Below are 24,588 nucleotides of genomic sequence, written 5' to 3' on the forward strand. Positions count from 1 at the left end.
AATAACGAAATTTTTGCCTTGCTATCAACGAGGTTTTATTGCCTCAAAATAGATCACTTAATTAAGCGAATTGGTATTAAGCTTTTGGACCTGCTGATTTGATTGCTTCTGAAACATCGTATTTTGCAAAGTTTTCAGTGAAGTCAGATGCTAGTTTGTTTGCGTATTCTGCGTACTTCTCTTTATCTTCCCATGTGTTGATTGGGTTAAGAAGCTTACTGTCTACACCAGGAACTGAAACTGGCACATCTAGGTTTAGAACATCTATGTGTTGAGTTTCAACATCAGCTAGTTTACCTGATACGATTGCATCAACTACAGCACGTGTAGTTGGGATATCGAAACGTTGACCAGTACCGTAAGGGCCACCTGTCCAACCTGTGTTAACTAGGTAAACTTTAGCGCCGAATTCACGTACACGCTTCATTAGAAGCTCTGCATAAACGCCTGCAGGGCGTGGGAAGAATGGAGCACCGAAACATGTTGAGAATGTAGACTCAATGTCGCTTGTTGAACCGATTTCAGTTGAACCTACTTTTGCAGTGTAACCGCTTAGGAAGTGGTAAGCTGCAGCTTCTTCAGTTAGTACTGAAACTGGTGGTAATACACCGCTCACGTCACACGTTAAGAATACAACCGCTTTTGGCTCGCCAGCACGGTTTTCTACTTTACGTTTTTCAACGTGCTCTAGAGGATAAGCTGCGCGGCTATTTTGTGTAAGGCTTGTATCATGGAAATCTGGTACACGGTTTTCGTCAAGTACCACGTTTTCTAAGATTGTACCGAAGCGAATTGCATTCCAAATAACAGGTTCGTTCTTTTGCGATAGGTCGATACATTTAGCGTAACAACCACCTTCGATATTAAATACGCTACCAGGTGCCCAACCGTGTTCGTCATCACCGATAAGGAAACGAGTAGGATCCGCAGATAATGTTGTTTTACCTGTTCCAGATAGACCGAAGAATAAAGCTGTGTCGCCTGCTTCACCTACGTTTGCAGAGCAGTGCATTGGTAATACACCTTTTGCAGGAAGTAGGAAGTTTTGTACAGAGAACATTGATTTTTTCATTTCGCCTGCGTAGCGCATACCAGCTAGTAGTACTTTACGTTGTGCGAAGTTGATGATTACAGTGCCATCACTGTTTGTGCCATCACGCTCTGGGTCACATACAAATGAAGGTACGTTCATTACCTGCCACTCTGGGAAGTCGGCAGTATTGTATGTTAGTGGTTCGATAAACATGTTTTTGGCAAAAATATGATGCCATGCAGTTTCTGTTGTAACTACAACTGGTAAATAGTGCTCAGGATCAGCGCCAACTTCTAGGTGAGAGATGAAGTGGTCTTTGCTTTTCACGTGTTCTTCTACACGTGCCCATAACGCATCAAACTTGTCTGCATCGAATGGGCGGTTTACGTTGCCCCATTGGATTTCGTTTTCAGTGCTTGGCTCTTGAACAATAAAACGATCTTTTGGAGAGCGGCCAGTGCGTACACCGGTTTTAGCAACAAAAGCACCATTAGCGGCTAAAGTCCCTTCGCCACGACGAATAGCGTGTTCGACAAGTTCAGCTGCTGTAAGATCAACAAAACTAGTAGCGTTTGCAGTCATGTTTATACCTAAATTGTGAGAGATTGAACGGGATAGCTCTGGGGTTCTTAGTTTTCCCTTTTGCTAAAAGAATAGTAACAGAAGGATTAGGGATATTCGAGTGTCTGAAGGGCCTAAAAAGGCATATATTTGGCAAAAAACATGAATAATTTCAATGATACCGGTGTCATAAAATGGCGCTTTTTCATGACACCGGTATCATTATTTTTGATAATTTTTTTTAATAAAAAAGCCGCATCGAATGCGGCTTTAATACAATAATATTTTTAATTGGGTGTATCAGTTAAAAATAGCTTTAATATCCTGTTCGTTAAAAATGTAATCTTTTAAGCAGTAATGGCAGCTAATTTTTACTTCGCCGTTTGCTTTTACATCGGCAAGTAACTCTTCTTGACCTACATTCACTAACGCAGCAATTGTTTTATCTCTGCTACAGCCACAACGGAAACTAATAGATTGTGGCTCGAATAATTGAGGGTTATCTTCGTGGTAAAGTCTGGTTAAAACTGTATTTGCATCTAAACCTAGTAACTCTTCATCTTTAATAGTGTTGCTGATAGCTTCAAGATGAGTGAAGTCTTCAACAGATTTTTCCTTATTCACAGGTAATACTTGTAAGAATAAGCCAGCTGCTTTTGCTGTGTCTGCTGTTACTTCAGTTGCAAACCAAAGACGTGTTTTTAACTGTTCTGATTGCTCAAAATAGTTCTCTAGGCATTTATCTAAGCTATCGTGCTCTAAAGGTACAATACCTTGGTATCGCTCACCTTTAGTAGGCGTAATTGTAATAACCATATAGCCATTACCAATTAAGTCTTTTATTGTGCTTCCTGTCACTTCACCTTGTAGACGTGCTATGCCTCGCATGTTTTGTTTATCGTCACCATTAATTACCGCATATTTAACAGGGCCATCGCCTTGTAGTTGAACGGCAATTTCACCTTCAAACTTTAAAGTAGCTGTTAATAAGCAGGTAGCAACAAGTAATTCACCTAATAAGGTTTGCACAGGTGCTGGGTAATTATGGTTTGCGATCATCTCTTGATAAGTGTTTTCAATTTGTACGAGTTCGCCACGTACATCGAGCTGATCAAATATATAACGATGAAGTAAATCTTGTTGCATGAGTTGCATTACCTAACTTGATTTCATTTTTAACAGTTCACGTCTTTGCTTTTTATCTGGTTTACGATCAGGATGTGGAGCAAAGAAGCTGTTGTTCTTACGGGCGATAGCATTTGCTTCGCGTTTCTCAATACTAGCTTGAGTTTCTTGATATAAGGTTTGTGCAATGGGGGCACCTTGACGTTTTTCAAGGATCTTTTCAATTGTCACGACCTTTTCGTCTACCCCTTGTAGCAGTTTAACTACAGCACCGACTTCAACAATTTTGCTGGGCTTGGTACGTTGTCCATTATAATGTACTTTGCCACCTTGCACCATGTCTCGTGCGATTGAGCGGGTTTTATAAAAACGTGCAGCCCATAACCACTTATCAAGGCGTACGTTTAATTCATCTTGCTTGTCTTGCGACTTATGAGTGTTACCTTTTGACACAATTGTGCTCTTTGAAAGCTGCTTATATATAGGCAAAATTTACCATGAAACTTAATCACAAATAAACAGTCGTAGTAATTCCTTGCAGCCCACTGTTCGTCGAATTTACCTTGTTTACAAAGTTTAATATAAGCGCGCTTGTTGAATGAAAAATGAAAAGGTACTATAGGCCAGCTATCAAGCAGTAAATTAAAATAAGAAATAGAGTTTATGGATCAACACTTACAACAAGTTAAACAGTTTTTGAACGGCTTACCTCATGCCAAGCTAAGTGCATTTGTAGTGCTGTTAGTTGTTGTTTATATTGCTTTTTTATCATCCAAGGTATTTTGGCTTGTATGGCCGGAGCCCGATACAAGAGCACTGCCTGTAACAGGTGTTAACACCATGGCAAAGCGAGCAGAGACTGTAAGCTCACGTCAAATTATCGAACAGAATTTATTCGGCAAAGTTGTTGTCGAAGCTAAAAAACCTACCTCAAAACAAAATCAAGTTATTAACAACGCCCCTGAAACTCGCCTAAGTATTAACCTAACCGGTATTGTTGCGGTAAGCCAAAATGACCAAGCTGGCCTTGCAATAATCGAATCTCAAGGCAAGCAAGAAACATATGTTGTTGATGATGCAATTAAAGGAACTCGCGCAAAGCTAGCTCAAGTATTACCCGATCGAGTGATTTTAGATGTTAGCGGTCGTTTTGAAACTTTGATGCTGGATGGACTCGACTTTACGAAAACAGTTTCTATGCCCGTATTGGCAGAGCGTAAAGAGTCAGAATTAACCGCAGGTCCGCAGCTTGTCGAAAATAGTGAAATAAATGCGACTGAAGATGAAGAAATAAAAGAAGCGCTTATCGAAACGCGTGAAGAAGTATTAGACGATCCCGGTAAATTATTTGACTATATTCGCGTCTCTCAAGCGATGGTTGATGGTGAGTTAGTGGGTTATCGTTTAAGCCCAGGTAAAGATCCTGCTTTATTCAAGCAGATGGGATTAATGAATAATGATTTAGCTATTGCGATTAATGGCTATCAATTAAATGATTTGAAACAGGCAATGTCAGCAATAAACGAATTACGAAATAGTACTGACGCAAGTATCACTATCGAACGCGATGGTGAACAAATTGATGTGCAATTTAGCCTGCAATAACTAGCTTTGGAGTTTTTATAGAATGGTTCACGCGCTACACCTCACAAAAATCAAAAAAGGGTTAGCTAAATATGCAGCGCTTTTTTTATTAACAGGATTATCGCTTTCAGTTTCAGCTGTTGAGTATGCAGCTAATTTTAAAGGCACTGATATTAATGAGTTCATTAATATCGTAGGTCGGAATTTAAATAAAACCGTTATTATTGACCCAAATGTGCGCGGTAAAGTAAACGTGCGCAGTTACGAGCTAATGGACGAGAAGCTTTATTATCAGTTTTTCTTAAATGTACTCGAAGTTTATGGTTATTCAGCTGTTGAGATGGATAACGGTATTATTAAAATTGAAAAAAGTTCTGATGCTAAAAAGTCGAATGTACCGCTGATCACTGAAGATAACCAAGCCCGTGGCGATATGATGGTGACACGTGTGGTACGTGTTAAAAACGTAAGTGTACAAGAGCTTGGTCCTCTAGTTCGTCAATTTAGTGACCAAAAAGATGGTGGTCACGTTGCAAACTTTAATGCTGCGAACGTGATGATGTTGACTGGTCATGCTGCTTCAGTTAACCGCTTAGTAGAAATTATTCGCTCTGTTGACCAAGCAGGTGATAAGCGTGTAGATATTGTACAGCTTAAATTTGCTACCGCAGACGATGTGGTATCTGTTGTTGAGAATATTTACAAAGATGGTGGCAAGGGAAGCGTTCCTGAGTTCTTAATTCCTAAGGTTGTTGCTGATGGTCGTACTAACAGTGTGATTGTCAGTGGAGAGGCGCAAGCACGTACTCGTGCTGTTGAATTAATTAGCCGCTTAGATGGTGAGTTAGAGAACCAAGGTAATACTAAGGTTATCTATTTAAACTACGCAAAAGCTGAAGACCTTGTAAAAGTACTGCAAGGTGTGAGCAAAACATTAGCCGAAGATGCGCAAGGTGGTGCGACTAAAACTCGTTCTCGCAACCAAAACGAAACAAGCATTGAAGCACACCCTGATTCAAACTCTCTGGTTATTACTGCGCAACCAGATACGATGCGCTCACTTGAACAAGTGATAGAACGTCTTGATGTACGTCGAGCACAGGTACTTGTTGAAGCTATCATCGTTGAAGTGTTAGAGGCTGATGGTATCAACTTAGGCTTGCAGTGGATTTCAGAGCAAGGCGGGATGATGCAGTTCAACAATGGTACAACAGTACCTGTTGGATCATTGGCTGTTGCTGCTGAGCAAGCTCGTGATAAAACGATACAAAAAACGATTACAGGTAATGAGACTGGTAATACGACTCCTTATGAAGAAACCGTTGAAGGTGATCTGGGGCCTCTCGGACAACTGCTCGGCGGTATCAATGGTTTAGCAATGGGTATTGTTAAGAACGACTGGGGTGCAATTATCCAAGCTGTTTCAACGGATACTAACTCTAATATTCTTGCTACGCCGTCTGTAACGACCATGGATAACGAAGAAGCGTCAATGATTGTTGGTCAAGAAGTACCGATTATCACAGGCTCGCAAACAGGCTCAAATAACGCTAACCCATTCCAAACAGTTGAACGTCAAGAAGTAGGTGTAAAGCTAAAAGTTACACCACAAATCAATGACGGTTCAGCGGTTCAGCTAACGATTGAACAAGAAGTTTCCAGCGTAAGTGGTGCTACTGCGGTAGATATCTCAGTGAATAAACGTGCAATTAAAACCACGGTTATGGCTGATGATGGTGGTATGGTTGTACTAGGTGGCCTGATTGATGAAGACGTGCAAGAAAGTGTCTCTAAAGTACCGTTATTAGGTGATATCCCGGTACTTGGTCATTTATTTCGCTCAACCAGCACTAATAAGCGTAAACGTAATCTGATTGTATTTATTCGTCCTACCATTGTGCGTGATGGCATTAGTATGAATAAGTTGAGCCACTCTAAATATAACTTTATCCGTGGCGAACAACACAAACAAAAAGAAGATGGTATTGATTTAATGCCGTTGACGGATGCACCAATTCTTCCTGAATGGAATGATGCCTTGGTATTACCGCCAACTTACGAAGAATATCTAAAGCAACAAAACGCGAATGAGCGCAACGATGACTAATGCAATTACAGAAATCAATGATGAGTTAGCACCCGATGTGCCAGCAAATCATGATGAGCTGCTAACAAGCGATGATCTTGTTAGCTTGCCAACCAAGCGTTTGCCATTCTCGTACGCGCGTCGTACAGGTGTATTATTAGGTAAAGATCAGGATAACTGGACTGTGTATTACCGCGGTGAGTTAGACGTTGATGCATTACTTGAGGTACGACGTATCGCGGGTCATGGTTTTTCACTAGAACAATTACCAGATGACAAATTTGAGTTGTTGCTAGAGGCCTCATATCAGCGTGATAGTTCTGAAACGCAGCAAATGATGGAAGATATCGGTAACGAAGTGGATTTATTCTCGCTTGCAGATGAGTTGCCGCAAACTGAAGATCTACTTGCTGGTGATGATGATGCGCCAATTATTAAACTAATTAACGCTATGCTGAGCGAAGCGATTAAAGAAGGTGCGTCGGATATTCATATCGAAACCTTTGAACAAGAGCTAGTGATTCGCTTTAGGGTTGATGGGGTATTAAAAGAAGTATTAAAGCCAAATCGTAAACTCGCCTCATTGTTGGTGTCGCGTATTAAGGTTATGGCAAAACTAGACATTGCCGAAAAACGTATACCTCAAGATGGCCGTATTAGTTTACGAATTGCTGGTCGTGCTGTTGATGTGCGTGTTTCTACTATGCCATCAAGCTTTGGTGAGCGTGTTGTACTGCGTCTACTTGATAAAAACAACGCACGGCTGAATCTTGAAGATTTAGGTATGACTGAGCGTAACCGTGAATTGTTTGCTGACTTAATCAGTAAGCCCCACGGCATTATCTTAGTAACCGGTCCAACGGGTTCTGGTAAAAGTACCACTTTGTATGCAGGCATGAGCCAAATTAACTCGCGGGATCGTAATATCCTCACTGTTGAAGATCCAATCGAGTACGAGATCCCAGGGATTGGTCAAACGCAAGTCAATACTAAGGTTGATATGACCTTTGCACGTGGCTTACGTGCCATCCTTCGTCAAGACCCTGATGTAGTAATGGTTGGTGAGATCCGTGACCTTGAAACGGCACAAATTGGTGTGCAAGCTTCATTAACTGGTCACTTGGTTATGTCGACACTGCACACTAATACGGCTGCTGGTGCTATCACACGTATGGAAGACATGGGCGTTGAGCCTTTCTTACTATCATCATCGTTATTAGGTGTGTTGTCACAACGTCTAGTACGTACTTTATGTAATAGCTGTAAAGAAGGTCACATTGCCGATGAGCGCGAATGTCAGTTATTGGGGGTCAACCCTGCTGAGCCGCCAACAATTTATCGTGCCGTAGGGTGTGAAGAGTGTAACTTTAATGGTTACCGTGGCCGTACTGGTATTCATGAATTGTTGGTTGTTGATGAAGCAATTCGTGAAATGATCCACAGTGGTAAAGGCGAGCAAAGTGTTGAAAAGTATATTCGCAAACACAGTCCAAGCATTCGTCAAGATGGTTGTAATCGTGTGTTAGCGGGTCGCACTACCTTAGAAGAAGTCTTGCGTGTAACACGTGAGGAAGGTTAATCATGGCAGCATTTGAATACCGTGCCCTTGATGGCAAAGGTAAAGAGAAAAAAGGCATTCTTGAAGCCGACACGGTAAAACAAATCCGCCAAACCCTACGTGATCAGGGTTTAATGCCGTTAGAGGTCGTGGCTGCTGCTGAAGGTGAAAAGCAAGCTAAAGGAGCGAAGAGCTCTTTATTGAGTAGTTTCTTTAAACCAAAAATTTCTACTTCAGATTTAGCTTTGATCACTCGCCAGCTTGCAACCTTAATACAGTCGGCATTGCCTGTTGAGGGAGCCGTAATGGCGGTAGCTGAACAATGTGAAAAGCCGCGTTTAAAGCGTATGTTAATGGCCGTTCGCTCTAAGGTAGTTGAAGGTTACACCCTAGCCGATGGCATGAGCGAGTTCCCGCATGTGTTTGATGATTTATATCGTGCTATGGTGGCCGCTGGTGAAAAATCGGGTCACCTTGATCAAGTTTTAAATCGTTTAGCTGATTACACGGAACAACGCCAGCATATGCGTAGTCAAATAACACAAGCGATGGTGTATCCAACTATCCTGGTTGTATTTGCTATTGCAATTGTGTCGGTACTGTTAGGTACTGTGGTACCAAAAATCTTGAAGACCTTTGAAAAGTCAAAACAGGTTTTACCATGGACAACCGAATGGGTAATGGCAGCTAGTAATTTTGTACAAAACTACTGGTTCATAAGTTTAGTCATTATAACCGCATTAGCTGTGGCAATTAAGCAAGCGCTTAAGCAGCCGCATATTCGTTACTGGTATGACGAAAAAGTGCTTCATTTACCGGGGATTGGTAAGGTTGCACGAGGTGTGAATACGGCGCGTTTTGCGCGTACTTTAAGTATTTTGTCGTCAAGCTCAGTACCACTACTTGAAGGGATGCGTATCTCGGGTGGTGTATTGGTTAACGAGAAAATGAAAAAGTCGGTGCAAGATGCTGCAACACGTGTAAGTGAAGGGGCTAGCCTTCGTGCTTCACTTCAGCAAACCAAACTTTTTCCACCTATGATGCTACACATGATAGCCAGTGGTGAAAAGTCAGGTGAACTTGAGCAGATGCTTGAGCGTGCGGCAAATAACCAAGATCGTGAGTTTGAGAGCATGGTAAACGTGTCTCTGAAACTATTAGAGCCTGCGATGATTGCCTCAATGGCGGTAATTGTATTGTTTATTGTTATGGCAATATTACAGCCGATTATGGCAATGAATAAGGCTGTAGGTCTTTAAATTAGGGAATACTAGAGCAATTAGCAGTTAACACTGTCGCTCTATAATAAATTTTTGAAGAAAGTTAGAGGTATTTTTGTGAACAAACAGTCAGGTTTCTCATTACTAGAAGTCATGGTAGTACTGGTTATCATTGGTATGATCATGTCAATTGTGGCGCCAAATATCATGGGTCAGCAAGAAGAAGCTGCAATCGATAAAGCACACTTAGATATTCAACAAATTGAAGATGCGTTAAGCCTATACAAGCTTAAAAATAAAACGTATCCAACCACAGAGCAAGGCTTAGAAGCGCTAGTGAACAAAACAAGCATTGAGCCAATTCCAAGACGTTTTCCTGATGGCGGTTTCCTTGAGAAATTACCAGAAGATCCATGGGGTAACCCATACCAACTAATCAGCCCAGGAGAAATCGGTAAAATTGATATCTTCTCTATGGGTCCTGATGGTGAAGCAGGTACTGATGATGACATTGGTAACTGGGATGAAGAAAAGTAACAATGCCTAAATTCAGCCAACTGAACAAAGCTTATACACATCAAGGCTTACTATTATGGTAAGCCTTGGTCGTTTGCGTTTGGCTGACCGTGCTAAGCACGCGAAAGGGTTTAGCCTAATCGAGATTTTAATGGTGCTTGTGGTGATTGGTTTTGTCACCAAAATGGTTGCCTACAGTTTTGATGGTGGTGCTGAAGAAGAACTCGAAAAACAAGCTCTCAGATTACACACTACGATTAATATGGCTTCTGAGTTTGCAATTTTAAATCAGGTTGAGTTAGGTTTTCACCTTGACCAAGATACATTTGAATTTTTAGTTTTTGACGGTGATAAGTGGGTTACTTTTGACCGTGAAAAATTGTTTGCCCCAATTAAGGTTGATGAGCGCTTTAAGCTTACTCTTAACCTTGATGATTTAGCCTGGGCACAAGATAACTTGCTTGAGCAGTCAAACTGGCGTGAATTAATGAGTGGTGGTGACGAAGACAGCCTACTTGAGCTAAAAAAGCTCAAAATACCGCAAGTACTTATTTTATCTTCTGGCGAAGTCAGTGCGTTTCAACTGGTTTACGAGCTTAAAGATGAGCGAGAGCCGCTGTATTTTATCGAAGGCGAATTCATGGCCCCGGTAAAGTTTCGTATGGAGCCTGAATAATGAATAAGTCAGCAGGTTTTACCTTACTCGAAGTGATGGTTGCATTGGCTATTTGTGCAATGGCTGGTATTGCCGCAATGCAAGCAACCGGAGAGCACATTAATCATCTTTCGTCGATTGAAGAGCAAACTTATGCCTCTTGGGTTGCTGAAAACGTGATGGTTGAGCAGCGCGCCAAAGGCGAGAAGTGGACAGGTAAAAATGGTGTTAAAGGCACTGAAACATTAGCTGGCTTTGAATGGTATTGGCGTCAGGACGTGGTTCCTACTGCTGATAAAACGTTTGTAAAGGTAACCATTAACGTGTTCGCCGATGAAAAGCTTGAATATCCAGTTTATGAGCTTTCTACTTATTTAAATAAAGGTGATAAGTAGTGAAGCAACGCGGTTTTACCTTACTTGAAGTGATTGTCGCTATGGGGATCTTAGCTTTTGTGGTGTTATCAACTCATCAAATTCTTGATTCAACAACGAAAGCAAAAGAAGCTTCAGATGAAACGATTGCGGAATTAAATGGCTTGCAAACCTTGTTTCGTCTAATGGATCAAGACTTTAGTCAAATGACGAAACGTCAGGTTCGAAACGAAGCGGGTGACTTTCAAGAAACTTATGTTTTAGCTGGTCGCTACGTTCTTGATAGCCAATACGATGGCATTGGCTTTGTACGTGATGGTTGGATTAACCCAATTAATTTACTGCCGCGCTCTGAATTACAAGCAGTTGGCTATCGCGTTTTAGATGACAAACTTGAGCGTGTATATCGTGTATATGTCGATCAGTTAGATAACATGGAGCCTCGTTCGCAAGTCATTCTTGAAGATATCGAAGACCTTAAATTTGAATTTTTAGATGACAAAGATGAGTGGCAAGAGCAGTGGCAAATAAAAGCGTTACCAAAAGCTGTTGCAGTTACTATTCAAAAAATCGAACAAGAGCCAATTCGTCGAGTGTTTTTAGTGCCTGGTGAAGGAAAAGTAACAGCCCAAGCAAATGATGGCAATAACGGAACGGGTGGCTAGCCATGACTGCGATTAAACGCTCTAAAGGTGCGGCGCTTGTTATCGTTTTATTCATCGTGGCGCTTGCGGCTATGTTAGCTGTCGAGATGAGCGCTAATTTAATGGTGCAAGTGCAGCGTAGTAGCAATATTCAAAACCATCAACAGGCAAAGTGGTATGCCTTCGCTGCAGAAGAGCTTGCAATTAAGGCACTTAAACAAACTAAAAAAGATGAACCAGATAAAACGCATTTAGAACAAGTTTGGGCGCAGCAGGGAGGGGTACCATATCCGGTTGATAATGGCACCTTGAGTGGCACTATTACTGACTTGCAAGCTTGTTTGAACCTAAATGCATTGCATGTAAAGCCCGATCAACAAACGGATCCAAATAATAAAACTAATCCAGCACATAAGGCATTGTTGGCATTATTAGAAAATATTGAAGATTTACCATCAGATGAGTCTGAAGAAGCTATGGCTGATAGTGTGTTTGATTGGTTAGACGCTGATAGTATTACCTATCGCTCGGGTGCCGAGGAAGATGAATATTTATCTCGACAATACCCATATATGACTGCAAATAGTTATTTTGCTTCGACCTCAGAGCTTCGTTTAGTAAAAGGCTTTAATCCATTAGTAATGGAAAAAGTCTTACCATTTGTGTGTGTGATTCCAGGCAGTGAGTTGCTACAAATAAACGTTAATACACTACCTGTAGAAAGTGCCATTATATTAAGCTCGCTTATTGATGGCTTAAGTCTTTCAGGGGCTGAAGCGGTATTATCATCACGTCCTCAAGATGGTTATGATGATTTAGAAGCATTTTTTGAAGAGGTTAATCAACAAGGCGCACAAAATGTGAAAGCCGTTGAAGACTTATTCAGTATCAACAGTGAATATTTTAAACTACAAACGCAGGCTGAATTTGCAGAGCTGCGTTTTTCGATGACCACCTTACTCCATGCCACTAATGGTACAGTAACGATACTGGCGCGAAAATTTGGAGGCGTACAGTGACAGAGATATTGTTGATCCGTACGGGTCAAACATTAAAAGACAGCCTTAATTGGCTAATTTACTCACCAACAGAACAAGAAATAATTGCCAGTGGCGAAATTGCCAATGCAACACAACTTGGTGAGCTTACAGAGAGAGCGCAATCACGGGAAGTGGTTGTACTATTGCCAAGTGATCAAGTACAACTAAAAACAGTTGCTTTGCCAACCAAGTGGAGCCGCAAGCTAGAGCAAGCACTTCCTTACATGCTAGAAGAAGAAATAGCCTGTGATGTTGACGACTTATTCATAGCGATTGCAGAACCAACACTTATTGATGAGAAGCACGCTATTAACATCGCGATGACCGATCGTGAATGGTTTGAGCAATGGCTGGCTGAGTTCAATGAGCATGGTATCGAAGTATATAAAATACTGCCCGATGCTTTATTGTTACCTGATGTCGATGACAACGCTCAGTTACGTGCTATTGAGCTTAATGGTCAGTGGCTATGTAAACACGGTAACTGGCATATTGCCGCTGTAGAGACGAATTGGCTTGCTGGCTATTTAACGGCATTAGGTAACCCTGATGTTGCACACTTTAGTCCAGCAACGGGTTTTCCTGATACGGTTAACCTAAATGCTCGAACAGAACAATACGATTTACCATTAGCTTTATTTGCCAAACAATTACCAGAGGTTAATTTTAACCTGCGCCAAGGCGTTTATCAGCTTAAGAAAAAATCAGCGATTTGGTGGGGCTATTGGCAAAAGGCCGCTATTGCAGCTGGTGTAGCGTTAGTGTGTAGTGTCGGTGTTAAGTCACTTGAGCTCTATAAGTTAAATAGCGAACTTGAAGCAATGAAAGCCGAAGTAGTTGCCAATTATCAGCGTGCTTTTCCTAACAAAAAAGTGCGTCCGCAACTTATTCGCAGCCAAATTCGTAATGAACTTGCATTAATCGATGCAGGTAGTACGGCAGGCTTTTTAGATTTGACTAACGATCTGGTCTCGATTTTTAGTCAAGTGAAAGACTTCACACCAGAAACGCTTCGTTATGATCAAGGCCGTAACGAATTACGTATTCGTGCGCGCGGCAAAGATTTCCAGTCATTCAGTAAAGTTAAAGCAATTTTAGAACAGCGTGGCTTAACCGTTGATCAGGGTTCGCTGAATAATGATGGTGATTTTGTCGTTGGTGAAATTAAGTTACGAGGTGCGGCATGAAAAATCAAATAATCAATTATTGGCGCTCGTTAAAAGAACAAGAACAGCAACTTGTTATTGTTGCAGGTGTGGTGTTTGTTATTTTTGTGCTAGTTATGGGAGTCTTTCGTCCACTTAACACGGCTATCGAAAAGGCTGAGCAAGACACTATAAAACAGCAAGAGCTATTAGTTTGGGTTGATGAGAGTATTGCTAAATTAAAAGCAAGCGGTAATGCACGTAGTACGAGCAGTCGTAGTTTAAGCCAAATCGTTAATAGCACCCGTAATCGTTATCAAATTATCATTAGTAAAATGCAGCCGAATGACAATTCACTTCGTTTAACAATTGATTCTGTTGAGTTTAATAACCTTGTTGAATGGCTTGATGAATTGGTTAATTCGCACGGCGTACTAATCGAGAATTTAGATTTAAGTAAAGATGACAAATCAGGCTTTGTGCGTGTAAGTCGTTTGGTACTAGAGAAGTAAACGATGAAAAGAGTTATTTTATTAATCACAGTGTTTGTGATGTGTTTTTTGGTGTTTACGCTGGTAAAAACACCCGCTGCCGTTGCACTTGATTTAGCTAAGCCGCATTTACCAAAGCAATTACAATTAGGTAAAGCCAGTGGCACGCTATGGGACGGCCGCATTATGCAGGTACGTTTTGATGGTGAGCAATTAAATAATGTGCGTTGGCAGTTATCAGGCTGGTCACTGTTCACAGGTAAATTAGTGGGTACGGTGCGCTTTGGCAATCCTCGTGATAAAGCGGATATATCTGGTCATGGTGATTTTACATATGGTCTCTTTAACCAAACAGTCACTGTGAAAAAGACTACTTTACGCTTAACGGTTGAACGTGCCATGGAGCGTTTACAACTCCCTTTACCGATTAGTGCACAAGGCCGCGTAATAGTTGATTTAGACGAGTACAGCTCAGGTCAGCCTTATTGTGAGAGTTTAAGCGGTGAAATCGCGAGCCCTAACATTGATGTCAAAGGAATGAACAACTGGTTTAGTATTGGTCCTCTGAGCGGCCGTTTAAGTTGTAAATCGGGTGATGTAGCGGTACTGGTAGACCCAGAAAATCGTTTAGGACTTGAAGCTGATGCAGTATTAAAAGCGAATCTAGACTTTAAAGTAGCTGGCTATATTAAACCTGAAGCAAGCTTACCAAAAGAAGTGCATGATGCAGCTAAGTTCCTTGGTCGTCCTGATAACGAAGGCCGTTATCCGCTTAACTTTTAAATTGGATTAATTGAATAGTATGCAATTACCTAAGTTTTCAAAGCAGCAAAGCGAGCTTCTAAGTCAGTTTTTAGCGCAGCATCCAGATGCGCTTACTTTGGCGCAAACCCAAGGTTACTTGTTTGCCGTGATTTGTGCTCCTGAGCCGCTTGATGTTCACCAGTGGTTAGAAGAGGTTGCACCAGGCTCTGATGGGCAAATGGATGAGCAAGTACTGTTTGCATTTATGGCCTTGTATCAGCAGATCAGCGAGCAAGTATTTGAAACGGGTTTTGCATTACCTGTGAGCCTACAGCTGAGCTCTCAAGGGCAACAATACCTAGATATTCAAGAATGCCAGCATTGGAGCCAAGGTTTTATGCATGGTGCACAAGGCTACGTTAATAAGCTACTAAGTGCTCCACATTTAGCTGATGAACTTAAAGAAGCGTTGGCTACCGCGCTGCAAAGCTTAGGCTTTTTTACTCTTGAAAGTAGTGAAATTGCAGCCCTCGCAACTGAGCATGGTTTATCTGAAGGGCAATTATGTCAGCAGCAGTATGAAGTGATGAATGAGTTTGCCGCTGGCTTTGCAGAACTTATTGAAGTTGTTGCTGTAAATAGCCAACTTTATAACGATGAGGGCTGGAACTAACCCAGCTCTAATAGGATGTCTGTGCAACCTTTGCTACAGCGTACAACGCCTTTACCTGGCTGATCAGTTTTTAAGTCTAAGGTAAGGGCGCCTTTACACACTTCACAGTATAAGGTTTGCCCTTTACCCAGCTTTTTTAACATATTGCGCTGTTTTGCGAACGAATCGCTGGTTTTTTTGTTTAAAGCAGAAAAGTCCATTACTTGTTTAGCCTTTCCTCAAGCGCATTCGAGACAATACTACATACTCGGTTTAAGCGGTCACCATAAAAATACAAGTTAATGTCTTTTTCACGGCAGTAGTGTAAGTGAAAAATTTGCAGCTTGTCGTCTGTTGTAAATGTGTCCTCAATATATTCAAGCTCTGAATTAGATAAATTGAGTTGTGACTTAATATTATTTTTTGCCATATTCGCCGCGGGACTACGATTAATTTTACTCGCATCAGATAGTAATGATACGCCATCTCCTAGTAACCTTTCCCTAGGCTCTTTGATCAAAGGGTGATCAATCGTGAAAAGTGCTAAAATAATAAGCACTAAAATAAGAAATTTTTTCATAGCACAATAATCTTTGATCTAAATAAATACGGTATAGGTGCAAGTTTAATAAAATGGTCGTTTTAAAAGCAAGCAGATACGATTAAATAATTAAAATGTCGTATTTTCGATCAATCCCTGAAATTTTTTATAGATTGAGTATAATGCTTTATAGATTTGAAGTTTCAGAAATCTTTGAACGTAATGAGATGTATTCTGATTTGCCTAAGAGCTTAGAGAACCATCTGCTATAAACATATGTTTGAATGTTATTTCCTAGTGGCGTTGAGGAATTTTAATGGATAAACAGATTAAGGTTAAAAATATCCCAACGGAAGTGAAAATCCAGAAACCGGAAAATGCTTCCCTCGATGATAGATTTAATCCACGCAACCGTATTTATGTTCGAGCTGTAACTGGCTTACATCAATTGCTCAGACAGCGAATTGGTTTTGTTGGTATGCTTGCGTTTATGTTACTACCTTGGATTAATTTCCACGGCCAACAAGCTGTATTGTTCGATTTGGTAGGGCAAAAGTTTAACATTTTTGGCTTAACGCTTTGGCCACAAGACCTGACAATCCTTGCCTTTATTTTAATGTTGGCGGCTTTTGCTCTTTTCTTGGTAACTACTTTCTATGGTCGGGTTTGGTGCGGTTATACCTGTCCACAAACCGTTTGGACCTTTATTTTCATTTGGTTTGAAGAAAAGTTTGAAGGTAGCGCTAATCAGCGTAAGAAACTTGATCAACGCCCGATGGATTTTGATAAGTTTTGGCGAAAAAGTGCTAAACACGGAAGTTGGTGGTTATTCTCACTTTATACCGCATTTACCTTTGTTGGTTATTTTACGCCTATCCGCCAACTATTACCTGATCTGTTTACTCTTGATGCAACAGCATATTCATATATTTGCTTAGCCGTATTTGCAGTGTGTACCTATGGTAACGCGGGTTGGATGCGCGAAATTATGTGTTTACATATTTGCCCATACTCTCGCTTTCAATCAGCTATGTTCGATAAAGATACCTTCACAGTAAGCTATGACGAAGCGCGTGGTGAGAGCCGTGGTCCACGTTCACGCAAACAAGATCCAAAAGAGCTCGGCTTAGGTGACTGTATTGACTGTAACTTGTGTGTTCAGGTTTGCCCGACGGGGATCGATATCCGTAATGGTTTACAATACGAATGTATAAATTGTGGTGCGTGTATCGATGCATGTGATGGGGTGATGGATAAAATGAATTACCCTCGCGGACTTATTTCCTATACCACAGAGCGTAATTTAGAAACACCAGATAACAAAACCCATGCACTTCGTCCTAAGTTAATTGGCTATCTCGTCATCTTAGTGCTGCTAACTGGCGCGCTGGTGGCGAACATTGCAATGCGTAAACCTATGGACTTAGATATTATTCGTGACCGTAATCAGTTATACCGTGTTGACTTTAATGGTTTAGTTGAAAATACCTATACATTAAAGGTTATCAATAAAGCGCAACATGAGCAGACATTTAATATTCGTGTCGAAGGGCTTGATAACTTTGAGTACATAGGCAAACAAACATTCACTGTGCCTTCTGGTGAATCATACAATGTACCACTGTCATTGGTTGTTGACCCTTATGATTTGAAAAAGCCAATGACAAAGTTTGAGTTTATACTTTCTGTCGATGGTGAGCCTGATGTGCAGATTTCACAGCCGAGTAACTTCTTTAAGGCACGATAATTAAGTACACTGAGTAAATGAATAAAAAGCGGGATTTTCCCGCTTTTTTTATATGATGAGACATTATGAGTAAATTTAGTTTTGTTGACCTTACACCCGATTCAATTTTAGATGCAGTTGAAAGTATCGGTGTCTATGCTGAATCAGGACTGCTGGCATTAAATAGCTACGAGAACCGTGTTTATCAATTTAAAGCAGAAGATGGCCAACGATATGTTGTTAAGTTTTACCGACCAGAACGCTGGAGTAAGGCGCAAATCTTAGAAGAGCATGCGTTTGCATTTGAACTTGCTGAGGCCGAAGTGCCGGTTGTTGCGCCTGTTATTATCGAAGGGCAAAGCTTGTTTGAGCATAATGGCTATTTGTTTACGTTATTCCCTAGTGTGGGTGGCCGCATTTTTGAAGTTGATAATTTAGATCAACTCGATGTGCTTGGCCGTTTAATTGGTCGAATGCACCAGGTAGCAAAAGCAAAGCCATTTGAACATAGGCCTGTGATCAGTTGCGAAGAATATCTTCAGACAGCTAAAGTTCAGCTACAGGCAAGTAACTTGGTGCCAATGACATTAGAGAACGCCTTCTATACAATTTTAGATTTGGTAATCAAAGAAACCACACAACAGTATAAAAATGTTGAAACTATCCGCCTGCACGGTGACTGCCATGCTGGTAATATATTGTGGTCTGGTGATGCATTGATGTTCGTTGATTTGGATGACAGCCGACAAGGACCTGCCATTCAGGACCTTTGGATGATGCTCAGTGGCGATCGTAACAACCAACTGTTACAGTTAGACACTTTAGTGGCTGCCTATGAAGAATTTTGTGACTTCGATCACAGCCAATTAAAACTGATAGAACCACTCAGAGCGATGAGAATGGTGCATTACATGGGGTGGTTGGCAAAAAGATGGGATGATCCAGCATTCCCACGGAACTTTTCATGGTTTGCTGAAGACAAATACTGGGAGCAGCAAATACTAGCGTTAAAAGAACAGCTTGCAGCGCTACAGGAAGCACCATTAAAATTATTACCATAAATTTTTAAAAGCTAATAAAGACGAGAAAATAATGTTTAAAAAATTAAAGTTAAGTCTACTCATTTTATGTTTACCTTTTGCAGCCCTTGCTGCTGATTTTGAAGCAGGTAATCAATATGAAGTTTTAAAAGTTGAGAAAAGTGCAACACCGCAAGTAACCGAGTTCTTTTCGTTTTATTGCCCACACTGTTTTCAGTTTGAGCCTGTAGCAAAAGCATTAACTGCAAGTCTTCCTGAAGGTACCGAGTTTGTAAAAAGCCATGTTAACTTTTTAGGTGGTGTATCTAAGCAAACACAAAGTAATTTAAGCTATGCCTACTTAATTGCTAAGCAGCATGGCAAAGCAGAGCAAGTTGCTGACCAAATTTTTAATAGCATCCACAGACAACGCGCTTTACTTAAAGACATGAAAGACGTTAAAGCATTACTTGCGACCAATGGTATTAGCAACGATGTGTTTGATGCTGAAATTGCAAGCATGCCAGTGATTAGTGCTGAAAAAGCGATGCAAGATAAACAGCAAAAATATTCTGACATGGGTGCGTTAACAGGTGTGCCTACTTTTATCGTAAATGATAAATATAAAATCAATTTAAATACCATCAAAAGCCAGCAGATGCTTGATGAGTTAGTCGAATTCTTATTAAAACAATAATTTTGGAGTAAAGAAGTAATGATCAAGTTAGTAAAAGCTGTATTAATGGCTGCCACGCTAGGTTTAGCGGCAAATGCCTCAGCTGCTCAATATGAAGAAGGTAAGCATTATGAAACGATTGATGCACGCGCTTCTAAAAAGCCTGAAGTAAAAGAGTTCTTCTCATTCTACTGCCCACACTGTAATAACTTCGAGCCAGTAGTGAAAGAGCTTAAAACACTTCTTAAAGAGGGCGTAAAGTTCAAAAAGAGTCATGTTGATTTTTCAGGTCCTCGTGACCCAGAGATTCAAACCATCTTAGCGCAAGGTTATGCGACGGCTAATGTGTTACCACAGAAAGACGCGTTAGTAGCCGCTGTGTTTAATCATATTCACGGTAAGCGTGCACGTATTAACGAACTAGCTGATATGAAAGACATCTTCGTTTCACAAGGTGTATCGGCTGAAGATTTTGATAAGTACTACAACAGCTTCTCTGTACGTACTATGGCGTCTAAAATGAAACGCGACCAAGAATACTACCAACAAAAAGGTGCTTTAAAAGGCGTTCCAACTTTTATTGTTAATGGTAAATATCGCGTGATTATAGGTGCGGATTCAGGTATTAGCGATGCAAAGAGCATGGCAGACTTAATTAATTACCTAGCTGATAAATAAGTTTAGTTTAATTAAAATTAAAGCTCCGCACGCGGAGCTTTTTTTATTGGTAAAGCAAATGCAAAAAATACTAGTTTCAAGCTGTTTGTTAGGAAACCCTGTTCGTTATGACGGGCAATCGCAAAATTTACTTCATCCTGGCTTAGAAACTCTAAAACAGCAGGGAAGGCTTATTGCATTCTGCCCTGAAGTAGCTGGTGGCTTACCTACACCAAGGCCGCCAGCAGAAATTAAATTGGGAAGAGTACTCACCAAAGGTGCGCAAGATGTCACAGTGCAATTTGCTTATGGTGCAGAACAAGCTCTTAAACTTTGCCAAAAGCAAGGTATTCGTTATGCCTTGTTAAAAGAATCAAGCCCGTCATGTGGTCGCAATACGATTTACGATAGTAGTCATTCTGGAAGGAAAATTTCAGGGATGGGGTTAACTGCAAAGCTGTTAACTGACAACAATATAGAAGTGTTTAGTGAGCAGCAGTTGCCAGCACTATTTAAAGCGCTGGCAGACTAATTTTATTTACGCTGTAAAAACACACCTGATTCGATGTGGTGGGTGTAAGGGAATTGATCGAAAATAGCAAAACGCTTTACTGCATGGGTTTTGCATAAGTGGTCAAGGTCACGCTCTAGGGTATCTGGATTACACGAGATATAAATAATATTATCGTAGTTCGCAACTAGGTCACAAGTCAGTGTATCCATGCCAGCACGTGGTGGGTCCACCAAGATTGTTTGGCAGTTATAGCTTTTCAGATCAATGCCATCCAAACGAGAGAAAGTGCGCTCGCCTTTCATTGCTTGAGTGAACTCTTCACTCGACATACGAATGATATCTAAGTTTTCAACCTTGTTCTGCGCGATATTGTATTGTGCAGAGTAAACCGATGATTTTGAAATCTCAGTCGCTAATACGCGGTCGAATGAATCTGCAAGAGCAATGGAGAAATTACCATTCCCGCAATATAACTCCAGTAAGTCATTGCTAAGTGGTTGGCAAAGCGCTTGTGCCCACTCTAGCATCTTGATGTTCACTTTCGCATTTGGTTGAGTAAAGCTATTTTCGACTTGTTGATAGATAAGCTCTTTACCGTTTACGTTTAAACGCTCAATAACGAAATCATTACCAATCACTTCTTTTTGCTTGCGAGCACGGCCAATAAAATCAATTTTAAACTGTGTGCTAAGTTTTGCTTTAAGCTCTTTAATAGCTTGTAGCCACTGCTCATCTAATTGTTTGTGGTATAACAAACTAACTAGAATCTCGCCACTTAAGCTTGAAAGATAATCGATTTGAAACAGCTTGCGACGCAGAACTTCATTGTCTTTTAAGTTTTCGATCATGGCTTGCATGACTTCACCCACTAAAGGCGCTGCAGGGTCAAACTCGTCAACACGGATCTTTTCTTTAGTTTGTTGATCAAACATGATGTGAAAAAGGTCTTCACCTTCATGCCAGACACGAAACTCTGCACGTTGGCGGTAATGAATAGGGTCAGAGCCAAACACTTCTAATTTTTCGACCCCAAAACGTCTAAACTGTGAGGTGATGCGCTGCTCTTTCTCACTCAATTGTGCATCATATTGAGTTGTATCAATTTTTATAACCGCCATGGCTGATTACCTTTTATCTCTTAGCTTTATAACGGCGCTATTGTAGGGAGCGCTGAGGATTTGTCTAGTTTTGTTATTTATTTTAGTGTCGTTTTTTTATACAAAAAACTTAAGTTCTGTGGTTTTTGGCCGATAATGAGTTAACCATAACATGGAGTCGGATCATGAAAATTGGCAACCTAGGCTATATGCCTAATACAAATGTGAATAAATACAATGGCAAACAGGCATTGCAGCAGCCTACTATTCAAAATCGTCAAGATAGTTACCAGCAACGAGGCCGAGAGCTGGCTGCTAAAGTTCTTGATGATAAACTTGCTGAGGCACTAGGTTTACCTAAAGCCGAAGAGAAAAAAGATAAACCACTGTTCGACTTTGAAGAGATCGTTAAAAACGTTCTCGACTTTGTTGGCGGTGCGCTTCGCAAAGCAAAAGCAGATGGTGCTGATGATGAAAAGCTCAAAGGTATGCTTGGTGATGCACGAAAAGGTGTACAAATGGGCATCGACGATGCTTATGATGAGCTAAAAGGGTCAGGTATTCTTAATGATGACATCGAAGAGGGTATCGAAAAGTCTAAAGAAGGTATCTATAAAGGTATTGATGAATTAGAAGAAGACTTGTTCAATCCTAAACCAAATTCGGTTTCAGTAAGCCAGGCCCAATACGTTAGTTTAAGTAATAACGCAGAATACACTTTCACTACTGCTGAAGGTGATGAAGTGAGTATTAGCTTTGCTGATGCATACGAAAGTAAGTCAGCAAGCGGCTATAGCAAAAATGGCGATAACGAAGCGTTTGTCAGTGAATCTTCTCAATCACGTGACTTATCATTCTCGATGACAGTCAATGGTGATTTAAATGAGCAAGAGCAGCAAGCTATCAATGAATTGATGGAAGACTTGCAGAGTGTTAGCGAAACATTCTTCTCTGGTTCATTAGAAGATGCCTTTGAACAAGCTAAAGAGTTGAACTTAGGTAACGAGCAACTAGTTGGCTTTACGATGGATCTGAAACAAACAAAAACAGTTGCTGCTATAAAAGGGTATGAAGAATATAAACCATCCCCTGAAAAAGAAGTCGCTGATAAAATAGCGCCATTTAATGACGATTTGAAACAAGCGTTCAATAAAGCGGGTGAGTTAGGTTTGCAAAATGAACTTGCTGGTATCTTACAATGGTTAAACCAAGATAAAGAAGAAGTAAGCAAGCTGGTGGATTATACCAAAGCAATGTTTGAACAAATGAATAAACTACGTTCGGCAACTGAAGAAGCTTAACCCTTTCTTTATTTTTATATAGCTGCATGGCAAACTGCTGGCCTTTGATGATCCGAGGTAAGCAGTTTGTCAGTTCATATAATGGTGTTTGATTCTGGTATAGGTGGGACAACCGTACTTGAACAGATCCAAGCACTGATCCCAGATGCTGATTATAGCTATTTTATGGATAATGCTTTATTGCCATATGGCGCGCAAAGCCAGCAAACGATTATAACCCGCCTTTTTGCGCTACTACAGTTTATCGAAATAGAAAAATTACACGTAGATATTCTAGTAATTGCGTGCAACACCGCCTCTACATCTGCATTAGAAACTATTCGCCCGTATACAAATATAGAAGTAGTTGGTGTTGTGCCTGCGATAAAGCCAGCAAGCGCTTTAAGCAGTAGCAAACATATTGGTTTGTTGGCAACGCCATCGACGACCAAGAGCCACTATACTGCAAACTTAATTAGTACTTATAGCCAAGGCACTCAAGTCAGTTTATATGGTTCAACTGAGCTGGTGGAAATAGCAGAAACACTGTTTCATACGCAGACACTCAATAAAGAAAAACTTGAAAAAGAATTGTGTGGTCTAGCTATCGCAGAAGATATAGATGTATTGGTACTTGGCTGTACACACTTTCCATTATTAGCAAATGCGATTAATGACTATTATAAACAACGGATCTTACTTATAGATTCAGGCAAAGCGATTGCTAATCGCGTTAAAAGTTTAATTGAACTTCGGGGATACACAGTAACCGGAGATAAAAAAAAGCCGCTGCACTTTTATGCAACGGCTCCTATTTGTCACTCGCAATTAAACGTTGAGCTGATTACGCTGACTGATCAGATCCCTCACGGAAGCTATTAGTCTCGTTCTCTTGTTTTTGTTTTGCTTCACGTACTTTTAAAGTACGCTGTTGGAATTCGCTATCATTTAATTGATTGATTGCGTTTTCAGCATCTGCTTCAGCCATTTCCACAAATCCAAAGCCACGACGTTTACCTGTGTTTTTATCTTTTAGTAAGCGTACGTTGAAAACTTTGCCTTGTTCTTCAAATAAAGCACGAACAACACCTTCATTAGCACGATAAGGTAGGTTGCCAACATAAAGAGTTTTTGTTTTTACTTCGGCCTCCTCACTTGACGTTGATGAAAGCGCAGCAATAACTAAAGCACCAATTAATAAGCCTGCACCAAATAGCAATGCTGGGTCTAACGCTAAGCTTGCAAATGCAAACTTAACAACTACAAACCCCAAAACAGCAAGAATAACGGAGAAAAGAAAAGATTTTTGATCGGGTAATTTCATTTTGATCTACCAATAAACAAGAAATAAACATTAATTTAACATTGTGAACTTGCTATCTTAACGAGTTAAATGAACATAGCAATGAAATTTGCATGAAATTATGAATATTGGCATAAAAAACAGCCATAATAGCGACCGTTTTTGCTATTTTCGGTAATTTTAGTTCGCTTTTTGAGCGAACAGTAAAAAGATCGAAAAAAAGTGTTGATCTGTTTTTGGATCTCCCTATAATGCGACCCCACTGACACAGCGGGCAGCAACGAAAGACGCTGAACAACGTAGCAGAGAGTTAAGTGAAACTTCGGTTTCAAATTATCGAAAGAAAG

At 40.6% G+C, this 24,588-nt stretch carries 27 protein-coding genes; 20 read left to right on the top strand and 7 right to left on the bottom strand.

What is annotated here, in order from left to right; translation table 11 throughout:
- Nucleotides 1–76 precede the first annotated feature (76 nt).
- The 3 genes from HCZ11_RS18900 to hslR form a co-directional block, all read right to left on the bottom strand.
- Nucleotides 77–1,615, bottom strand: coding sequence for a phosphoenolpyruvate carboxykinase (locus tag HCZ11_RS18900; RefSeq protein ID WP_167659200.1), 1,539 nt, complete (start codon nucleotides 1,613–1,615; stop codon nucleotides 77–79).
- Between the two features lie 279 nt (nucleotides 1,616–1,894).
- Entirely contained in the window at nucleotides 1,895–2,740 is an 846-nt protein-coding gene (gene hslO / locus HCZ11_RS18905) for an Hsp33 family molecular chaperone HslO (protein WP_167659201.1), read from the bottom strand.
- Nucleotides 2,741–2,752: 12 nt separating this feature from the next.
- The gene (gene hslR / locus HCZ11_RS18910) at nucleotides 2,753–3,172 is read right to left on the bottom strand and encodes a ribosome-associated heat shock protein Hsp15 (protein ID WP_233786780.1); all 420 of its coding nucleotides are present in this window, start codon (nucleotides 3,170–3,172) and stop codon (nucleotides 2,753–2,755) included.
- A gap of 210 nt (nucleotides 3,173–3,382) precedes the next feature.
- Here hslR and gspC point away from each other — a divergent pair, with 210 nt between their 5' ends.
- The 13 genes from gspC (at nucleotide 3,383) to HCZ11_RS18975 (ending at nucleotide 15,449) form a co-directional block, all read left to right on the top strand.
- Entirely contained in the window at nucleotides 3,383–4,324 is a 942-nt protein-coding gene (gene gspC, locus HCZ11_RS18915; protein ID WP_167659202.1) for a type II secretion system protein GspC, read from the top strand.
- Between the two features lie 22 nt (nucleotides 4,325–4,346).
- Complete coding sequence (gene gspD / locus HCZ11_RS18920; protein WP_167659203.1) at nucleotides 4,347–6,410, top strand: type II secretion system secretin GspD; 2,064 nt, start codon at nucleotides 4,347–4,349, stop codon at nucleotides 6,408–6,410.
- Nucleotides 6,403–7,968 carry a type II secretion system ATPase GspE gene (gene gspE / locus HCZ11_RS18925; RefSeq protein ID WP_130049933.1) on the top strand — a complete coding sequence of 522 codons (1,566 nt, stop codon included), beginning with the start codon at nucleotides 6,403–6,405 and terminating at the stop codon, nucleotides 7,966–7,968. Before gspD ends, gspE begins: the two co-directional genes overlap by 8 nt.
- A gap of 2 nt (nucleotides 7,969–7,970) precedes the next feature.
- Nucleotides 7,971–9,206: a type II secretion system inner membrane protein GspF gene (gspF, locus tag HCZ11_RS18930; protein ID WP_130049932.1), complete on the top strand. Its 1,236-nt coding sequence runs from the start codon at nucleotides 7,971–7,973 to the stop codon at nucleotides 9,204–9,206.
- 78 nt (nucleotides 9,207–9,284) lie between these two features.
- Nucleotides 9,285–9,704 carry a type II secretion system major pseudopilin GspG gene (gene gspG, locus HCZ11_RS18935; RefSeq protein WP_130049931.1) on the top strand — a complete coding sequence of 140 codons (420 nt, stop codon included), beginning with the start codon at nucleotides 9,285–9,287 and terminating at the stop codon, nucleotides 9,702–9,704.
- A 55-nt stretch (nucleotides 9,705–9,759) separates the two neighbouring features.
- Complete coding sequence (locus tag HCZ11_RS18940; protein WP_167659204.1) at nucleotides 9,760–10,359, top strand: prepilin-type N-terminal cleavage/methylation domain-containing protein; 600 nt, start codon at nucleotides 9,760–9,762, stop codon at nucleotides 10,357–10,359.
- Nucleotides 10,359–10,733 (top strand): type II secretion system minor pseudopilin GspI, encoded by a 375-nt coding sequence (gene gspI, locus HCZ11_RS18945; protein WP_130049929.1) that lies wholly within the window; start codon nucleotides 10,359–10,361, stop codon nucleotides 10,731–10,733. Before HCZ11_RS18940 ends, gspI begins: the two co-directional genes overlap by 1 nt.
- The gene (gspJ, locus tag HCZ11_RS18950) at nucleotides 10,733–11,377 is read left to right on the top strand and encodes a type II secretion system minor pseudopilin GspJ (RefSeq protein WP_167659205.1); all 645 of its coding nucleotides are present in this window, start codon (nucleotides 10,733–10,735) and stop codon (nucleotides 11,375–11,377) included. Before gspI ends, gspJ begins: the two co-directional genes overlap by 1 nt.
- A 2-nt stretch (nucleotides 11,378–11,379) precedes the next feature.
- Nucleotides 11,380–12,375 carry a type II secretion system minor pseudopilin GspK gene (gene gspK / locus HCZ11_RS18955; protein ID WP_130049927.1) on the top strand — a complete coding sequence of 332 codons (996 nt, stop codon included), beginning with the start codon at nucleotides 11,380–11,382 and terminating at the stop codon, nucleotides 12,373–12,375.
- Nucleotides 12,372–13,583 (top strand): type II secretion system protein GspL, encoded by a 1,212-nt coding sequence (gspL, locus tag HCZ11_RS18960; protein ID WP_130049926.1) that lies wholly within the window; start codon nucleotides 12,372–12,374, stop codon nucleotides 13,581–13,583. Before gspK ends, gspL begins: the two co-directional genes overlap by 4 nt.
- A complete protein-coding gene (gspM, locus tag HCZ11_RS18965) occupies nucleotides 13,580–14,053 on the top strand; it encodes a type II secretion system protein GspM (RefSeq protein WP_130049925.1) in 474 nt (157 codons plus the stop codon). Before gspL ends, gspM begins: the two co-directional genes overlap by 4 nt.
- Before the next feature lie 3 nt (nucleotides 14,054–14,056).
- Entirely contained in the window at nucleotides 14,057–14,815 is a 759-nt protein-coding gene (locus HCZ11_RS18970; RefSeq protein WP_130049924.1) for a type II secretion system protein N, read from the top strand.
- A 19-nt stretch (nucleotides 14,816–14,834) separates the two neighbouring features.
- Nucleotides 14,835–15,449, top strand: a complete 615-nt coding sequence (locus tag HCZ11_RS18975; RefSeq protein ID WP_167659206.1) for a YecA family protein — start codon at nucleotides 14,835–14,837, stop codon at nucleotides 15,447–15,449.
- On the opposite strand, the gene HCZ11_RS18980 is transcribed toward HCZ11_RS18975, so the two are convergent.
- Nucleotides 15,446–15,649 (bottom strand): hypothetical protein, encoded by a 204-nt coding sequence (locus tag HCZ11_RS18980; RefSeq protein WP_167659207.1) that lies wholly within the window; start codon nucleotides 15,647–15,649, stop codon nucleotides 15,446–15,448. The genes HCZ11_RS18975 and HCZ11_RS18980 overlap by 4 nt on opposite strands.
- On the bottom strand, nucleotides 15,649–16,008 hold the full coding sequence (locus tag HCZ11_RS18985) for a hypothetical protein (protein ID WP_130049921.1): 360 nt from the start codon (nucleotides 16,006–16,008) through the stop codon (nucleotides 15,649–15,651). Before HCZ11_RS18985 ends, HCZ11_RS18980 begins: the two co-directional genes overlap by 1 nt.
- Before the next feature lie 277 nt (nucleotides 16,009–16,285).
- Between HCZ11_RS18985 and ccoG the strand changes: the two genes are divergently transcribed.
- The 5 genes from ccoG (at nucleotide 16,286) to HCZ11_RS19010 (ending at nucleotide 20,579) form a co-directional block, all read left to right on the top strand.
- The gene (ccoG, locus tag HCZ11_RS18990) at nucleotides 16,286–17,716 is read left to right on the top strand and encodes a cytochrome c oxidase accessory protein CcoG (RefSeq protein ID WP_130049920.1); all 1,431 of its coding nucleotides are present in this window, start codon (nucleotides 16,286–16,288) and stop codon (nucleotides 17,714–17,716) included.
- Nucleotides 17,717–17,781: 65 nt separating this feature from the next.
- Entirely contained in the window at nucleotides 17,782–18,756 is a 975-nt protein-coding gene (locus HCZ11_RS18995; protein WP_130049919.1) for a serine/threonine protein kinase, read from the top strand.
- A 31-nt stretch (nucleotides 18,757–18,787) separates the two neighbouring features.
- Nucleotides 18,788–19,411, top strand: coding sequence for a thiol:disulfide interchange protein DsbA/DsbL (locus HCZ11_RS19000; RefSeq protein ID WP_130049918.1), 624 nt, complete (start codon nucleotides 18,788–18,790; stop codon nucleotides 19,409–19,411).
- 18 nt (nucleotides 19,412–19,429) lie between these two features.
- Nucleotides 19,430–20,068 (top strand): thiol:disulfide interchange protein DsbA/DsbL, encoded by a 639-nt coding sequence (locus HCZ11_RS19005; RefSeq protein WP_130049917.1) that lies wholly within the window; start codon nucleotides 19,430–19,432, stop codon nucleotides 20,066–20,068.
- A 58-nt stretch (nucleotides 20,069–20,126) separates the two neighbouring features.
- A complete protein-coding gene (locus HCZ11_RS19010; protein ID WP_167659208.1) occupies nucleotides 20,127–20,579 on the top strand; it encodes a DUF523 domain-containing protein in 453 nt (150 codons plus the stop codon).
- A gap of 2 nt (nucleotides 20,580–20,581) precedes the next feature.
- On the opposite strand, the gene trmA is transcribed toward HCZ11_RS19010, so the two are convergent.
- On the bottom strand, nucleotides 20,582–21,679 hold the full coding sequence (gene trmA / locus HCZ11_RS19015) for a tRNA (uridine(54)-C5)-methyltransferase TrmA (protein WP_130049915.1): 1,098 nt from the start codon (nucleotides 21,677–21,679) through the stop codon (nucleotides 20,582–20,584).
- Between the two features lie 164 nt (nucleotides 21,680–21,843).
- On the opposite strand from trmA, the gene HCZ11_RS19020 reads away from it, so the two are divergent.
- Nucleotides 21,844–22,959, top strand: a complete 1,116-nt coding sequence (locus HCZ11_RS19020) for a DUF5610 domain-containing protein (protein ID WP_130049914.1) — start codon at nucleotides 21,844–21,846, stop codon at nucleotides 22,957–22,959.
- 66 nt (nucleotides 22,960–23,025) lie between these two features.
- Complete coding sequence (gene murI, locus HCZ11_RS19025) at nucleotides 23,026–23,820, top strand: glutamate racemase (RefSeq protein ID WP_167659209.1); 795 nt, start codon at nucleotides 23,026–23,028, stop codon at nucleotides 23,818–23,820.
- Here murI and HCZ11_RS19030 read toward each other — a convergent pair.
- Nucleotides 23,783–24,262, bottom strand: coding sequence for an RNA-binding protein (locus HCZ11_RS19030; protein WP_130049912.1), 480 nt, complete (start codon nucleotides 24,260–24,262; stop codon nucleotides 23,783–23,785). The two genes, murI and HCZ11_RS19030, sit on opposite strands and share 38 nt — an antisense overlap.
- Between the last annotated feature and the right edge of the window lie 326 nt (nucleotides 24,263–24,588).

It is taken from the genome of Pseudoalteromonas sp. HF66, assembly GCF_011806445.1.
Classification (GTDB): Bacteria; Pseudomonadota; Gammaproteobacteria; order Enterobacterales; family Alteromonadaceae; genus Pseudoalteromonas; species Pseudoalteromonas apostichopi.

Bases quoted from the DNA above. Each gene is read 5' to 3' on its own strand.
- HCZ11_RS18900 (WP_167659200.1), bottom strand. From the start codon at position 1,615: ATGACTGCAAACGCTACTAGTTTTGTTGATCTTACAGCAGCTGAACTT.
- hslO (WP_167659201.1), bottom strand. From the start codon at position 2,740: ATGCAACAAGATTTACTTCATCGTTATATATTTGATCAGCTCGATGTA.
- gspC (WP_167659202.1), top strand. From the start codon at position 3,383: ATGGATCAACACTTACAACAAGTTAAACAGTTTTTGAACGGCTTACCT.
- gspD (WP_167659203.1), top strand. From the start codon at position 4,347: ATGGTTCACGCGCTACACCTCACAAAAATCAAAAAAGGGTTAGCTAAA.
- gspE (WP_130049933.1), top strand. From the start codon at position 6,403: ATGACTAATGCAATTACAGAAATCAATGATGAGTTAGCACCCGATGTG.
- gspF (WP_130049932.1), top strand. From the start codon at position 7,971: ATGGCAGCATTTGAATACCGTGCCCTTGATGGCAAAGGTAAAGAGAAA.
- HCZ11_RS18940 (WP_167659204.1), top strand. From the start codon at position 9,760: ATGGTAAGCCTTGGTCGTTTGCGTTTGGCTGACCGTGCTAAGCACGCG.
- gspI (WP_130049929.1), top strand. From the start codon at position 10,359: ATGAATAAGTCAGCAGGTTTTACCTTACTCGAAGTGATGGTTGCATTG.
- gspK (WP_130049927.1), top strand. From the start codon at position 11,380: ATGACTGCGATTAAACGCTCTAAAGGTGCGGCGCTTGTTATCGTTTTA.
- gspM (WP_130049925.1), top strand. From the start codon at position 13,580: ATGAAAAATCAAATAATCAATTATTGGCGCTCGTTAAAAGAACAAGAA.
- HCZ11_RS18970 (WP_130049924.1), top strand. From the start codon at position 14,057: ATGAAAAGAGTTATTTTATTAATCACAGTGTTTGTGATGTGTTTTTTG.
- HCZ11_RS18975 (WP_167659206.1), top strand. From the start codon at position 14,835: ATGCAATTACCTAAGTTTTCAAAGCAGCAAAGCGAGCTTCTAAGTCAG.
- HCZ11_RS18980 (WP_167659207.1), bottom strand. From the start codon at position 15,649: ATGGACTTTTCTGCTTTAAACAAAAAAACCAGCGATTCGTTCGCAAAA.
- HCZ11_RS18985 (WP_130049921.1), bottom strand. From the start codon at position 16,008: ATGAAAAAATTTCTTATTTTAGTGCTTATTATTTTAGCACTTTTCACG.
- ccoG (WP_130049920.1), top strand. From the start codon at position 16,286: ATGGATAAACAGATTAAGGTTAAAAATATCCCAACGGAAGTGAAAATC.
- HCZ11_RS18995 (WP_130049919.1), top strand. From the start codon at position 17,782: ATGAGTAAATTTAGTTTTGTTGACCTTACACCCGATTCAATTTTAGAT.
- HCZ11_RS19000 (WP_130049918.1), top strand. From the start codon at position 18,788: ATGTTTAAAAAATTAAAGTTAAGTCTACTCATTTTATGTTTACCTTTT.
- HCZ11_RS19005 (WP_130049917.1), top strand. From the start codon at position 19,430: ATGATCAAGTTAGTAAAAGCTGTATTAATGGCTGCCACGCTAGGTTTA.
- HCZ11_RS19010 (WP_167659208.1), top strand. From the start codon at position 20,127: ATGCAAAAAATACTAGTTTCAAGCTGTTTGTTAGGAAACCCTGTTCGT.
- trmA (WP_130049915.1), bottom strand. From the start codon at position 21,679: ATGGCGGTTATAAAAATTGATACAACTCAATATGATGCACAATTGAGT.
- HCZ11_RS19020 (WP_130049914.1), top strand. From the start codon at position 21,844: ATGAAAATTGGCAACCTAGGCTATATGCCTAATACAAATGTGAATAAA.
- HCZ11_RS19030 (WP_130049912.1), bottom strand. From the start codon at position 24,262: ATGAAATTACCCGATCAAAAATCTTTTCTTTTCTCCGTTATTCTTGCT.